We start from the raw sequence: 14,141 nt of genomic DNA, 5'->3' as shown, positions 1-14,141 counted from the left end.
CGTGGCAGAACGAAAAGGAAAAATTCTCGTGGTCGACGACGACCGGCTGGTGCTGGCGACGCTGACCCACGGCCTCGCAGCGGCCGGCTACGAGATCATCGACGCCGACAACGGCGACGATGCGATCCTCCTCGCGCGCGAGCACCGGCCCGACCTCGCGCTGCTCGACATCCGCATGGAAGGCAAGAGCGGCTTCGACGTGGCCGCCTACCTGCGCGAGTACTGCCAGGTGCCGTTCATGTTTCTCTCGGCCTTCTCCGACGAGCAGACGGTCGCCCAGGTGAAGACACTCGGTGCCGTGGCCTACCTCGTGAAGCCGCTCGACATCCACCAGATCGTGCCGGCCGTCGAAGCAGCGTTCAGCCAGCTGACCAAGCGGCCGCTCGACGGGCACGCGGGCCAAAAGCAGCAGGCCGAAGAGGCGCTGTCGCAGCCCGTGGCCATCGCCGTGGGCGTGCTGATGCACCGCTATTCGCTGTCGCGCACGGCGGCGCTGGAGCGGCTGCAGAAGCTCGCCACCAGCGAGTCGCGGCCGCTGCACATACAGGCAGAGCGCCTGCTCGACGCGGTGGAGCTGCTGTCGAAGCCCGCCGAGGGCTGAACCTAGTTCCCGAGCCAGAACACGAACCGCGCCCCGCGGTCGACTTCACCTTCGGCCCAGATGTCGCCGCCGTGGCGGCGCATGATGCGGCGCACCGACGCGAGCCCGACACCGGTTCCCTGGAAGTCCGTCGCGCTGTGCAGGCGCTGGAACACGCCGAACAGGCGATCGGCAAAGCGCATGTCGAAGCCGGCGCCGTTGTCGCGTATCGCAAACGCAGGGTGTCCTTCGTGCTCGGTGCGCTCGACCCAAATGCGGGGCTCGCGGCAGCGGGCGGTGTACTTCCAGGCGTTGCCCAGCAGGTTCTCGAGTGCCACGCGCAGCAGCGTGGCATCGCCTTGCGCCTGCAGGCCCGGCTCGACCGTCACCGTCACCTGGCGCTCGGGTGACTGCCGGCGCAGGTCGTCGACGATGTAGCCGACGAGCTGCGACAGGTTCACCGGCTGACGCGTGAGCGGCCGCGTCGACAGCTGCGACAGCGCCAGCAGCGCGTCGATCATGCTGTTCATGCGGGCCGAGGCGCCGAGCACGCGGTCGAGGTGGTCGTTGCCGATGCGGTCGAGCAGACGGCCGTAGTCTTCCTTCAGGATCTTGGTGAAGCCTTCGACCACGCGGATGGGCGCGCGCAGGTCATGCGAGACGGTGTAGCCGAAGGACTCCTGGTCCTGCAGGTCTTGTGCGCTGGGTGCGGCGGGGGCTGCCGCCGGCGCGGGCTCGCTGGCGGTGCCCACATGGCCGGCGTACTGGCCGTCGGCATCGAGGATCGGCGCCCCACGAAGCACGAGGCCAGGGTGGCCGGCCAGCGTGGCGGCCACGCCATCGAAGGCGGCGTGCGCGAGCAGCCGTGGCCTGAGGCTCCCCTCGTTCGACTGGAACAACTCCCACAGCAGAGGGCGGTTGTCGACCGGGGGCCATTCGGCGGAAGTGACCGCAGCGGGCGGGCGCAGCAGCGTCACGCGGTGCTGCGCGTCGGTGCGCCACTGCCACAGGTCGATCGACTGCAGCAGCGCATGCTCACGGGCGCGGGCGGCCTGGAGTTCACGCTCCAGCGCTCGCTGGCGCTGCTGGCCCCGGAGGGCCCAGACCATGGCGGCGGCTGCGGCCACCAGGGCCAGGAGTGCCAACACGGCGAGCAGCACGGACGTCATCGCAAAGATTGTAAGGACTGACCTAGCCGCGGGGCTCCGTGTGAACACGAGTTGGCCGTGCGTTCAAGTCGCCTCACGGGATGCCGAAAACACGTCAATCCCTGAAAAGGCCTCGACGTCTCCCCGCTCTCACCATGCCTCCGCTGAATGCTCGTTGGTTGCTGCTGGGCCTGGCAGCATTTGCCGCCGCGGTCTCGCTCGCCGGCACGGCTGAGCTCGCGCGCTGGTTCGCGCTGTTTTCGGTGGCGTTGCTGGGCGCGGCCATGCTGCTGCCGCGTGTCCAGCACCTGGGCTCTGCCGACGGCGGGGTGGATGGGCCGGTCGGGGACAGCACCTTTGCGCCCACCACCAGCTTCCCGGACATCGAGCACGGCCGTGAATACTTTCACACCCTGGTCGAGAACCTGCCGGCCAGCCTGTACGTCTTCAGCGTCGATGCCGACCGCCGCGTGCTGAACATCAACGCCCACGCCGAGCGTGAATTCGGCGTGCGACGCGGCGACGTGGTCGGCAAGACCCTGAAGCAGGCGCTCGGCCGCCGCGTGGCCGCGCTGGCCGAGCCGGCGATGGCCGAGGCGCTCGGCCGCCAGGGCGCGGTCGAGCATTCCTTCGTGCTGCACGGCAAGGGCCGGGAAGGCGAGGGCCGCCGGGTGGTCGGGGCGCGCTACTTCGCGCTGCGCGATGCCTCGGGGCAACCCACGCTCCTGATCGCCCTGGCGCGCGACGTCACGAGCCAGCGCGAGGCCGAGGCCGAGCTGCAGCGCGCGCGCGAGGCGGCCGAGCATGCGAGCCAGGCCAAGAGCCAGTTCCTGGCCAGCATGAGCCACGAGATCCGCACGCCGATGAACGGCATCCTCGGCATGACCGAGCTGCTGCTGGGCACGAACCTGTCGGACAAGCAGCGCCGCTTCGTGCAGTCGGTCTACCGCTCGGGCGAGTCGCTCCTGGAGATCATCAACGACATCCTCGACTTCTCGAAGATCGAGGCGGGCAAGCTGGAGCTCGCGGAAATCGACTTCTCGCTGCGCGGCGTGATCGAGGACACCCTGGAGCTGCTGGCGCCGCGTGCGCACGAAAAGGGCCTGGAGCTCAGCTTCCGCGAGGAGCCCGGCCTGCCGCAGGTGGTGAAGGGCGACCCGCTGCGCCTGCGCCAGATCCTCACCAACCTGGTGGCCAACGCCATCAAGTTCACCGAGCACGGCGAAGTGGTGGTCACGCTGGGCATCGCGCCCGGACAGCCGCCGGGCCGGCTTTTCTTCGGCGTGCACGACACCGGCATCGGCATCGAGGCCGAGGCCATCCCCAAGCTCTTCAGCTCGTTCACGCAGGGCAGCGTGGGCATGGCGCGCCGCTATGGCGGCACGGGGCTGGGGCTGTCGATCTCGCGCCAGCTCGTCGAGCTGATGGGCGGCGAGATCGAGGTGCGCAGCCAGCCGGGCGTGGGCTCGCACTTCACCTTCGTGCTGCCGCTGCCGCTGGTGGAAGCGGAGGCTGCGGCGCTCGGCCACGACCTGATGACCATGCCGCGCATGCGCATCCTCGTCGTCGAGGACAACGAGACCAACCGCATCGTGCTCGACAACATGCTCACCGCCTGGGGCATGGAGGTGGTGCTGGCCCAAGACGGCCGCCACGGCCTCGACATCCTGCAGGGCAAGACGGGGGTCGACCCGCATTTCGACCTGGCCCTGGTCGACATGCAGATGCCGCGCCTCGACGGCATGGGCATGGCGCTGGCGCTGCAGGCCTCGGGCCTTCACCCCGGCATGAAGATGGTCATGCTGTCGTCGGTGTCTACCCCCGACGATGTGCGGGCTGCCCACCAGGCGGGTTTTCACCGATTCGTGCCGAAGCCCGTGCGCAAAGCCGAGCTTCGGCAGGCCATTCTGGGGATTTCTGCCTCGATTTCAGAGACGGAACGATTGACGCCGCGTCTTTCCGCACACATCCTTGTCGTGGAAGACAATGTGGTGAACCAGGAAGTGATCGGGCAGATGCTGCGGTCGCTCGGGTGTCGGGTGCAACTCAGCTCCGGCGCGTTGGCCGGGCTGCGCGCCATGTGCGAAAAGCAGTTCGACCTGGTGCTGATGGACATCCAGATGCCGGGCATGGACGGCGTGGAGGCGCTCAACTGGTTCCGGCGCGGGACGGCCGGGCGATTCAATTTCCTCACATCAGCGGATACTCCGATCATTGCGGTCACGGCCAATGCCTTGGGCGGCGACGAAGAGCGCTTCCTGGGCCTTGGCTTCGATGACTACCTGTCCAAACCCTTTCGCCAGAGCCAACTGCTTGCCATGCTGACTCGACACCTGCGCCCCGCGGCACCTGCTGGATCCAGCGACGGTGGCATGCCGGCCCCGGCAGCCCCTTCCAGCACAGCGGCCAACGACGGCGGCGTGCTCGATGCCCAGGCCCTGGAGCGCCTGCGAGAGCTCGACCCGAACGGCGAAAACCACCTGATGGAGCGTGTGGTCAGCGCCTTCGACAGCTCGGTCGGCCGACTGATGCCGCAGCTCGAAGACGCGCTCAACAGTCTCGAACTCGGGGGTATCCGGCACGTGGCCCACACCCTGAAGTCGTCGTCCGCTAGCATCGGCGCGATGAAGCTTTCCAGAATGTGCGCGGACCTCGAAGCGCGGGCCCGCAACGAACAATCCGACGGCATGGCCGAGCGCATCGCGCAGCTGCAGTCCGAGGTCGAGATCGTGCGTGTCGCGCTCAAACGTGTGCTGGGTGCCTGACCCCCATGACCACCCTTCCCAGCTCTGCCCTGGCTGACGACGACATGCTCGTGCAGCCCAAGGTGCTGCTGGTTGACGACGACGAAGTCAATCTCCTGCTCACCGCCATCGCCCTGCGCGAGCGGGGCTTTTCCATCACCGAGGCCACGAGCGGCGAGCGCGCCATCCAGCTGCTGGCCGACTGGCTGCCCGACGTCGTGGTGCTCGATGCCCTGATGCCCGGGCTCGACGGCTTCCAGACCTGTGCCGAGTTGCGCCACCTGCCGGGCTTCGAGTCGCTGCCGGTGCTGATGCTCACCGGCCTGGACGACGACGCTTCCATCACCCGCGCGTATGAAGCCGGCGCCACCGACTTCTTCGTCAAGTCCACCCAGTGGAGCCTGCTCGCCGGCCGGCTGCGTTACCTGCTGCGCTCCTCGCGCACGCGCCTGGAGCTCGAGCGCAGCAAGGCCAAGCTGGCCCGCGCGCAAGACCTGGCCCGCATGGGCAGTTTCGACTGGCGCGTGGGCACCGGCAGCCCGGTGTTCTCGGTCGAGGGCCTGCGCGTCTTCGGCATGGGGCCGGGGGACCACGTGTCGATGCGCAGCCTGCTGCGCATGATCCCGCAGGAAAACCGCGAAGGCTTCATGCTCGTGCTGCACGACGTCTTCCGCCACAGCTCGGTGCTGGCCACCGACCTGCCGGTGGTGCTGCCCGACGGGCGGCAGCAGCGCATCATCCACGTCGAGGCCGAGCCCGAATTCAACGAGCACGGCAACCTGTCGGGCTACACCGGCATCGTGCAGGACGTGACCGACCGGCGCATGGCCGAAGACAAGATCCGCCACCTGGCGAACTTCGATGCGCTCACCGGCCTGCCCAACCGCCGCCAGCTGATCTGGCGCGCCGAACGTGCGCTGGAGCACGCCCGCCGCCTCAACCACCCGGTGGCCTTGCTGCTGATCGACCTCGACCGCTTCAAGGTCATCAACGACACGCTGGGCCACGGCGCCGGCGACGAGCTGCTGATGGAGGTGTCGCGCCGGCTGCGCTCGTGCGTGCGCCACTCCGACCAGGTGATGGAAACCTCGGTCGAGTCGATGGGCTCGCGCTCGCACCGCTCGCTCGAAGCCGTGGGCCGCCTGGGCGGCGACGAGTTCGTGGCGCTGTTGCCCGAGGTGTCGGACGAGGGCGACGCCGAGCGCGTGGCCGACCGCATCCTCGATGTGATGCGCGAGCCGATCTTCGTGGGCGGGCAGGAATGTTTCGTCACCGCCTCGGTGGGCATTGCCATGTTCCCGCGCGATGGCGCGACGGTCGCCGACCTGATGCGCAACTCCGACGTGGCCATGTACTCGGTCAAGGCGCAGGGCCGCAATGCCGCGCTCTTGTACCGGCCGGCGCTGGCCGGCAAGGGCCGCGAGAAGCTGGAGCTCGAATCCGCCTTGCACAAGGCCATCGAGCGCAACGAGCTCGTGCTGCACTACCAGCCCAAGGTCGACGTGCGTGGCGCCAAGATGGTGGGCGTGGAAGCGCTGATGCGCTGGCAGCGCGGCAGCATGCTGGTGCCCCCGGGCGACTTCATCCCGCTGGCCGAAGAGACCGGCCTGATCATTCCGCTCAGCGAATGGGCGATCCGCGAAGCAGCACGCCAGGCGCGGCTGTGGCAAGACAGCTTCGGGTTTGCCGACTCGATCGCGGTCAACCTGCCCAACCGCCTGTTCGAGCGCACCGACCTGGTCGAGCACATCCACCAGGCCGTCACCAGCTACGGCGTGCCACACCACGCGATCGAACTCGAGATCACCGAAACGGGCCTGATGAAGGACCTGCAGAACGTGATCCCCTCGCTGCACCGGCTCAACGAGATCGGCGTCGAGATCTCGATCGACGACTTCGGCACCGGCTATTCCTCGCTCGCTTATCTCACCTCGCTGCCGATCAGCGAGCTGAAGATCGACCGTTCCTTCGTGCGCGACCTCGGCATGACACCCCAGAGCTCGGCCGTCGTCACCGCCATCATTGCGCTCGCCCGCTCGCTCGGCCTGCGGGTGATCGCCGAGGGCGTGGAAAACATGCGCCAGATGGAAGTGCTGCACCGCCTCGGCTGCGTGGTGATGCAGGGCTTCCTCTTCAGCAAGGCGCAGCCGCCCGACGTGCTAGAGCAGTGGCTCGAGCAGACCGTGCTGCCGCGCAAGGCGCCGTGGATCGTCAACGCCGACGAGTCCACCGCGGCCGAGTCGCTGCGGGCCGCGATCGAGGCGCGGTCGCGCTTCGGCACCCCGCAGGGCGGCGTCTGATCGTCTTTTCTTCCGTTTCATGGACATGACCAATCCGCCGCGCGCCGAGGCTGTGCCGGCTGCACTCGCCAAAGCCGCCTTGCGCCGGCTGGTGATGGACAAGCAGGAGCCCACGCCCGAAAACTACGCACGGGCCTACCACCAGGAAGCCGGGACCGCACCGCCCGTCACCCAGGCGGCTGCTGGCGCCGTAGGCGAGAAGGAAGAGTCGGCTGCGCAGGCCGAGGCGCTCGCCAAGCTGATCGAGCGCGTGGTCCGCGGTGTGCAGCGCGGCGGCCGCCAATGGACGACCGCCCGCAAGAAAGACAGCCTGCAGCGTGTGCTCTCCAGCTCGCGCAGCGACGTGAACCGCCTGCAGCAGCGCCTGAACCAGCTGCTCAACGGCTGGGAGAGCGACACCATCGACGGCGCCGTCGACCCCGAGGCTGCCGCCATGGAAGTCGAGCAACCGTGGGCCGACCCCACGCAGCCCGCGCCGCTGATGGATCTGCCGGGCGGCGCCCCGCCCACGGCGGCCGACAGCACGCCGGTCTGGCACGAGGTGATGCAGTCGCTGAGCGGCACGCTGCGGCAGGCTTTGCCGACCCCTCCGGCGCCGAGCGCCGAGCTTTCGGCAGAACTCGCCGGCCTCGTGCAACGCATCCGCGAGCGCGGCCCGACCGTCGGGCAGAGCGACGAGCTCGACCAGCTCTGCAAGCGCGCCACCCGCGCGCTCGCCCACCGGCAGCACCTCATCGAACAGCTCGGCACGCTGTGCGGCGAGCTGACGGCAAGCCTCGTCGAGCTGGCCGAAGACCAGAGCTGGGCCAAGGGCCAGAGCGAGGCCATGCGCGACGAGATCGGCCAGGGCCTGACCTCGCGCAGCGTGAAGTCGGTGAGCGAGCTACTGCACCACACGCGCGAGCACCAGCGCCAGCTGCGTGTGGAGCGCGAGAAGGCGCAAGACCAGCTCAAGCAGCTCATCACCCGCATGCTGGCCGAGCTGGGCGAGCTGGGCTCGCAGACCGGCCGCTTCCACGAGAACATCGGCCGTTATGCCGACGTGATCGAGAAGGCCGATTCGCTGGAGAGCCTGGCGGGCGTGGTGCGCGAGATGGTGGAAGAGAGCCGCACCGTGCAGTCGCTCGTGAAGGTGGCGCAGGGCAAGCTGCAATACGAGCACGAACGCGCGACCGATCTGTCGGAGCGTGTGGTCGAGCTCGAGACCGAGCTGCGCCGCCTGTCGGAAGAGGTGTCCACCGACCAGCTCACCAAGATCGCCAACCGCCGCGGGCTGCTGCAGGCCTTCGAGGCCGAGCGGGCGCGCCAGGCGCGCGATGGCTCCACGCTCTCGATCGGCCTGCTCGACATCGACAACTTCAAGAAGCTCAACGACGAGCTCGGCCACAACGCCGGCGACGTGGCGCTCAAGTCGCTGGCCGACGTGGTGAGCAAGACCCTGCGGCCCACCGACATGGTGGCGCGCTACGGCGGCGAGGAATTCGTCGTGCTGCTGCCCAACACGCCGGTCGCCGAAGGCGAACAGATCCTGACGCGCCTGCAGCGCTCGCTCTCGGGCGGGCTCTTCATGCACGAAGACAAGCGCATCTTCGTCACCTTCTCCGCGGGCGTGACCGCCTACCGGCAGGGGGAGCGGATCGAGGTGGCGCTGGAGCGCGCCGACGAAGCGCTGTACGAAGCCAAGCGCACGGGAAAGAACCGCACCTGCGTCAACTGAAGGCGCCTGCGGCACGATCTTTGCCCGTTTCGGCCAAGGAGAACCCATGCCCCTGCACCGCCCCCTGATCTGCCTGGCCAGCCTGGCCGTGCTCGCCGGCTGCGCGAGCAACCCGATCGAAGCCCAGTGGTCGGACCCGCAGCTGACCGCCAATGCGCCCTTGAAAGGCGCCCGTGTGCTCGTGGTCTGCGAAGCGCAGGACGAAGTGCTGCGCCGGATCTGCCAGGACAGCGTGGGCGCCGAACTCGCCAAGGTCGGTGTCTCGCCAGTGGCCGCACCCGACGTCGGCACCACCACCTCGGCCCCCGGCGGGCCCGCGCCCTACGTGAGCGCGGCCAAGGCGGCCAATGCCAAGGCGGTGCTCGTCACCTCGATCGCGCCGGGGCAGACCGTCGCGCGGCCCGGGTTCACCGTGGGCCTGGGCGTCGGTGGGTTCGGTGGCGGTTTGGGTGGGGGCGTTGGCGTGTCGGCGCCCGTGGGCGGCACGCGGGTCGCGACCAGCTATGCCGCCAATGCCTCGTTGACCGACACCAGCACCGGCCGCCTGATGTGGACGGCGCGCACCAGCGAGCCGCCGACCGAGCTGGTGAGCGCCCAAGTGGCGACGCTCGCGAAAAAGGTCGTGGCGGGCGCCGGGCAGGCCGGCCTGTACTGAACGGCGACGCGAAGGGCTGGCTCAGCGCCAGTGCTGGAAGTCGAAGTACGCCGCGAAGCGGTCGTGCAGGCCCTGGGCCTGCTCGTGGAACCACTGGGGTGCCTCTGGCCGCTGAGACCGTGCCGTGCCGACCGGGCCTTCTTCCGGGCGGCCCTGGGCGAGCACCGACGACACGTAGTCGCCGATCTGCGGGCCGAAGAGGAAGTAGAACTTCGGCAGTGCGTTCTCCAGCCCGATGCCCGCCAGCCGGGCCTCGTCGGCGCTGCGCGAGCGGGCAGAGACGTAGGCCCACAGCAGCTCGAAGAGCGCATACCGCTGCTCGAAGAGATCGAGGTTGAGCTTGGCGCGCCCCACCTTGAGCTGCTGCCACGCCACCCAGGCCGCGATGGTGCCGATGACCAGCGCGACCAGCGCCGCGGGCAGTCCTTTGAGCAGCTCGAACCCGATGGTCCCGGGGTCGAGCCAGTGAGAAGCCGAAGCCATGCGTTTCTCCACAAAGGCAAACGGGCCGCGAGGGCCCGTGTGGTTGGCTGTCTGGCGGAAGCGGTGAGATTCGAACTCACGGATGGGTTCCCCCATCGCTGGTTTTCAAGACCAGTGCCTTAAACCGCTCGGCCACGCTTCCTGAAGAAGACGGCGATTGTAGTCAGCCGGGCTTCTGCGCCTGCTCGCACTGGACCTGAATCACCTCTCGCGTGTCGCCGTGCAGCCGCACCGCGGTCAGCTGGCCGCCCCAGATGCAGCCGGTGTCGAGCGCGAGCAGGTCGGGGCGGTTCACGAGGCCCAGGGTCGACCAGTGCCCGAAGGCGATGGGCACGCCGGTGGTCTGGCGGCCCGGCGCGTCGAACCACGGGTGGTGCCCTGGCGGGGCGGCATTCGCGGCCTCCTTGGTGGCGAAATCGAGCGAGCCATCGGCCGTGACGAAGCGGATGCGCGTGAGCGTGTTGATGGCAAAGCGCAGACGGTCGTGGCCGCTAAGGGCCGGGTCCCAACGCAGCGGCGTGTTGCCGTACATCACCTGAAGGAAATCGTGCAGGTCGGATGCCCTCAGCCGGGCCTCCACTTCGCCGGCCAGTTGCAGGGTGGTGGCCAGGTCCCACTGCGGCACCACGCCCGCATGCACCATCAGCCACCCGTGCTCGTGCACCGCCATGCGCTGCTGGCGCAGCCAGTCGACGAGGGCAGGGCGGTCGGGGGCGGCCAGCAGGTCGGCCAGGGTGTCGCCCCGGCCGGCCTGGCGCACGCCGTGGGCCACGGCCAGGAAATGCAGGTCGTGGTTGCCGAGCAGGCAGGTGGCCGATGGGCCCAGCTCTTGCAGGCGGCGCAGGGTCTGCAGTGAGGCCGGGCCGCGGTTGATGAGGTCGCCCAGCACATAGGCGTGGTCGCGCGAAGGGGAAAAGCCCACTTCTGCGAGCAGCCGGTCGAGCGCGTCGCAGCAGCCCTGCAGGTCGCCAATCAGGTAGTTCATGCTGGCATTTTCACCGGGGAGAAGAATGACTCTGCTACGCTTTGCCGCTTGTTCAACAGCCACGTTCCGGGTGAGGCCCGGTGCATGGACATCGCGCTACTCGTCTTCCTGATCCTTCTCAACGGACTGTTCGCCATGTCGGAGATGGCACTCACCGCCAGCCGCCGGGCTCGCCTGCAGGTGATGGTGGAGACCGGCGACAAGGGGGCCCAGGTCGCGATGGACCTGCACGAGAACCCGACCAAGTTCCTCTCGACCGTGCAGATCGGCATCACCTCGATCGGGGTGCTGAACGGCATCGTCGGCGAGGCGGCGTTTTCCGAGCCGCTTGGGCGCTGGCTGACCGAGACCTTCAGCGTGAGCCCGCGCGCGGCGGGGCTTTCCGCCACCGGCCTCGTGGTGGTCATCATCACCTTCCTCACCATCATCTTCGGCGAGCTCGTGCCCAAGCGCCTGGGCCAGATGTACCCCGAGACGGTGGCGCGGCTGGTGGCCTTCCCGATGGAGTGGCTGTCGCTGATCGCGCGGCCGTTCGTCAAGGTCCTGTCGTGGTGCACCGAAGCGACGCTGCGCCTGCTCGGCATCCGCGGTGGCCCCACCCGCTCGGTGACGGAAGAAGAGATCGCCGCCCAGCTCGAGGAAGGCCTGGACGCCGGCGTGATCGAGGCGCAGGAGCACCAGATGGTGCGCAACGTGTTCCGCCTCGACGACCGCACGGTGGGCTCGATGATGATCCCGCGCACCGACATCGTCTGGCTCGACGCCAACGCCACCGCCGATGAAGTGCGCGTGGCCATCGAAACGCAGGAGCATTCGCGCTACCCCGTGTGCCGCGGCGGGCTGACCGACGTGCTGGGCATCGTGTCGGCGCAGACCTTGCTGCAACAGCTGTTGCACGGCGCGCCGCTCACGCTGACCGAGAAGCTGCAGCCGCCGGTCTTCGTGCCGGAGACGCTCACCGGCATGGAGCTGCTGGAGCAGTTCCGCGTGTCAAGTGCGCAGCTGGTGTTCGTGGTCGACGAATACGGCGAGGTGCAGGGTGTGATCACCGTGCGCGACGTGCTGGAAGCCATCACCGGTGAATTCACCACGCCGGCGGCCGACGATGCCTGGGCCGTGAAGCGAAACGACGGCAGCTGGCTCTTCGACGGCCTCATCCCCGTGCCGGAGCTGAAGGACCGGCTCGACCTGAAGGAGCTGCCGGAAGAAGACCGCGGCCGCTACAACACGCTTGCCGGCATGGTGATGCTGCTGCTCGGCCGCCTGCCGCAGACGGCCGATGCGGTCGAATGGGAAGGCTGGCGCTTCGAGGTGGTCGACCTCGACGGCAAGCGGGTCGACAAGGTGCTGGCTACCGCGCTGCAGGCCAGCGACGTCTCGGCCTGAGGATTGCGCCCGTTCGCGGTTTCCGGCATGAAGAACCCCCAGGCGCCGTTCGCGACGACATCGCTCGATGAGCTGCTGCGCGAGGCGCAGGCCGCGGCGGCGCGCGACGAGCATGGGCGCGGCATCGAGCTCGCGCTGCGGGCCGAAGCGCTGGCCCGCGAGGCGCACGACAAGGCCAGCCTCACCCGCGCGCTGCGCCTGCTGGTCATGTTCAACAGCCGCGAAGGGCTGGCCGAGCAGGCCATCGCCGCCGGCCAGGCCGTGCTGCCCATGCTGCGTGAAGCGGCAGACGACGCCGCGCGGGCCGACGTGCTGTGCGACATGGCGATGGCCTTCCTCGACCTCGGGCTCAACCAGGAGGCGCTCGACCACGTGAGCGAAAGCGTGGAGGCCGCGCGTGCCTGCGGCGATGCGCGACTGCTGTGCCTGGCCTACAACCGCATCGGGCTCGCCAAGGCGCACCTGGGCCGCTTCGAGGAGGCCGAGCGCTTTCTCGCCGAGTCGCTCAGCATGGCGCGCGAGCTCGGCAGCGCGGAAGAAACGTACCGTGCGCTCACCAACCTGGGCGTCGTGGCGTCGGATGCGTTCGACGCCTGCGAGTCGCGCTCCGATGCCGCCGGTGCGCGCGAGGCGATCGACCGGGCCAAGCGCCATGGCGAAGAGGCGCTGATCCTCGCGCGTGGGTCGGGCAATGCGTACCGCGAGGCGCTGACGCTGTCGAACCTCGGCCGCTACCTCGGCGTGAGCGGGCAGGACAAGGCCGCTTTCGTGCTGCTCGACAAGGCCCGCGCGCTGGCGCAGGCGCATGGCCACCGCTCGCTGGGCCTCGCCTGCGAGGGCAATCGCGCCGAGCTGATGGTGCGCCTGGGGCGCCATGACGACGCCATCGCCATCCTGAAGGAGGCGCTCGGTGGCGCACAGGAGCTCTATGCCAACTCGATGGTGCAGGACATGCACCGCCAGCTCTACCTCGCGCACAAGGCCCGTGGCGATTTCGCCGAGGCGCTGGCGCACCATGAGCGCTACCACGCGCTCACGCGCGAGCAACTGGAGCAGCGCAACGACGCGCAGTCCCGCCTGATGATGAACCGGCTCGAGCTCGACCAGGCGCGATTCGGCGCCGAACGCTCGCGCATGGAAGCCGAACTCCAGCGCGTGCGCGCCGAGCAGATGGCCGCCGAAGCCGAGCGGCTGCAGGACCAGGCACGCGAGCTGCGCCGCTACGTGCTGGCCGACCCGCTCACCGGCCTCGGCAACCGGCGTCAGGTCGAGCGTGAGCTGCCCCGCCTGTTGCAGCACAGCGCCCGCTCAGGCGAGCCGATCGCTGCGGCGGTGCTCGACCTCGACCACTTCAAGCGCGTGAACGACCAGCACGGCCACGCCGTCGGTGATGCGGTGCTGACGGCCACGGCCGATCTCTTCCGCGCCCGCGTGCGGGGCGGCGACCTCATCGCGCGCATGGGCGGCGAGGAGTTCCTGATCGTCTTCGCGCATGCGTCGCCCTCCTGGGCACGCGAGGCCTGCGAGCGGCTGCGCCAGGCGGTGCAGGATCACGACTGGGCCGCGGTCTCGCCGGGCCTCGCGGTCACGGTCAGCATCGGCCTGTGCGTGCGTGCCGCGCCGGTGGAGGCCGCCCAGCTCATCGAGCAGGCCGACGCGGCGCTCTACGAAGCCAAGAAGGCCGGCCGCAACCGGGTCGTGGTGGCCGACTCCTACGACCCCGCCGCACCGCAGCAACGGCTGCTCTGACCGACGCGCCCGCGGTGGGCGTGAATTGGGCCGCAACTGCGCCCTTACTCGGGGTCAAGCATCGGCCGGTTCCGACGAAAAATCAGGTTCAGCCTGTATGGAGCCTCGCATGTCTGCACACACCGCCACCGAAATGGACGCCATCGCCTTCCGCGAAGGCCTGCTGGCTCCCGAGCCCATGCCGCGTTTCGTGGCGTTGCATGCGCTGGAAGAGGAAATCGAGCATTCGCAAGGCAGCGACGCCGCCCTGGCGAGCGCCGCCGCCCGCTTCGTGGAGCGCGGCATCCCGTACTACAACGTGCAGGACCCGCACTACCAGGCATGGGTCAGCAAGGCCGTGTCGTACTGGGAAAAGCTGCACGGCCGCGCGGTGCGCGCCAGCTGAGCGTGTGTC

Annotated in this window: 11 protein-coding genes and 1 tRNA gene; 8 read left to right on the top strand and 4 right to left on the bottom strand. The window is 68.9% G+C overall.

Features of this window, described 5'->3' with window-relative positions; translation table 11 throughout:
• Window positions 1–28: 28 nt before the first annotated feature.
• Window positions 29–601, top strand: a complete 573-nt coding sequence (locus JI745_RS07660; RefSeq protein ID WP_310738514.1) for a response regulator — start codon at window positions 29–31, stop codon at window positions 599–601.
• Window positions 602–603: 2 nt separating this feature from the next.
• Here the strand turns inward: JI745_RS07660 and JI745_RS07655 are convergent, their stop codons facing one another.
• Window positions 604–1,749 carry an ATP-binding protein gene (locus tag JI745_RS07655; RefSeq protein ID WP_201805146.1) on the bottom strand — a complete coding sequence of 382 codons (1,146 nt, stop codon included), beginning with the start codon at window positions 1,747–1,749 and terminating at the stop codon, window positions 604–606.
• 134 nt (window positions 1,750–1,883) lie between these two features.
• Between JI745_RS07655 and JI745_RS07650 the strand changes: the two genes are divergently transcribed.
• The 4 genes from JI745_RS07650 to JI745_RS07635 are packed head-to-tail and all read left to right on the top strand — an operon-like array spanning window position 1,884 to window position 9,144.
• A complete protein-coding gene (locus JI745_RS07650; protein ID WP_201805144.1) occupies window positions 1,884–4,493 on the top strand; it encodes a PAS domain-containing hybrid sensor histidine kinase/response regulator in 2,610 nt (869 codons plus the stop codon).
• A 5-nt stretch (window positions 4,494–4,498) separates the two neighbouring features.
• Complete coding sequence (locus JI745_RS07645) at window positions 4,499–6,772, top strand: bifunctional diguanylate cyclase/phosphodiesterase (protein WP_236674935.1); 2,274 nt, start codon at window positions 4,499–4,501, stop codon at window positions 6,770–6,772.
• Window positions 6,773–6,791: 19 nt separating this feature from the next.
• A complete protein-coding gene (locus JI745_RS07640; protein WP_236674934.1) occupies window positions 6,792–8,489 on the top strand; it encodes a diguanylate cyclase in 1,698 nt (565 codons plus the stop codon).
• Between the two features lie 46 nt (window positions 8,490–8,535).
• Window positions 8,536–9,144 (top strand): hypothetical protein, encoded by a 609-nt coding sequence (locus tag JI745_RS07635; RefSeq protein ID WP_201805142.1) that lies wholly within the window; start codon window positions 8,536–8,538, stop codon window positions 9,142–9,144.
• Between the two features lie 21 nt (window positions 9,145–9,165).
• On the opposite strand, the gene JI745_RS07630 is transcribed toward JI745_RS07635, so the two are convergent.
• From JI745_RS07630 to JI745_RS07620, 3 genes are all read right to left on the bottom strand, one after another.
• Complete coding sequence (locus JI745_RS07630) at window positions 9,166–9,627, bottom strand: hypothetical protein (protein WP_201805141.1); 462 nt, start codon at window positions 9,625–9,627, stop codon at window positions 9,166–9,168.
• 52 nt (window positions 9,628–9,679) lie between these two features.
• A tRNA-Ser gene (locus JI745_RS07625) sits at window positions 9,680–9,769 on the bottom strand.
• Window positions 9,770–9,790: 21 nt separating this feature from the next.
• Complete coding sequence (locus JI745_RS07620; RefSeq protein WP_201805138.1) at window positions 9,791–10,612, bottom strand: symmetrical bis(5'-nucleosyl)-tetraphosphatase; 822 nt, start codon at window positions 10,610–10,612, stop codon at window positions 9,791–9,793.
• An 84-nt stretch (window positions 10,613–10,696) separates the two neighbouring features.
• Here JI745_RS07620 and JI745_RS07615 point away from each other — a divergent pair, with 84 nt between their 5' ends.
• The 3 genes from JI745_RS07615 to JI745_RS07605 all read left to right on the top strand — a co-directional run bounded on the left by JI745_RS07615 (window position 10,697) and on the right by JI745_RS07605 (window position 14,132).
• Window positions 10,697–11,998 (top strand): hemolysin family protein, encoded by a 1,302-nt coding sequence (locus tag JI745_RS07615; protein ID WP_201805137.1) that lies wholly within the window; start codon window positions 10,697–10,699, stop codon window positions 11,996–11,998.
• 27 nt (window positions 11,999–12,025) lie between these two features.
• Window positions 12,026–13,747, top strand: a complete 1,722-nt coding sequence (locus tag JI745_RS07610) for a diguanylate cyclase (protein ID WP_201805136.1) — start codon at window positions 12,026–12,028, stop codon at window positions 13,745–13,747.
• Between the two features lie 109 nt (window positions 13,748–13,856).
• Window positions 13,857–14,132 carry a hypothetical protein gene (locus tag JI745_RS07605; protein ID WP_201805135.1) on the top strand — a complete coding sequence of 92 codons (276 nt, stop codon included), beginning with the start codon at window positions 13,857–13,859 and terminating at the stop codon, window positions 14,130–14,132.
• Window positions 14,133–14,141: the final 9 nt, after the last annotated feature.

Source organism: Piscinibacter sp. HJYY11 (assembly GCF_016735515.1).
Taxonomy (GTDB): Bacteria; Pseudomonadota; Gammaproteobacteria; order Burkholderiales; family Burkholderiaceae_C; genus Rhizobacter.
This window is presented reverse-complemented; position numbering and strand designations above follow the sequence as displayed.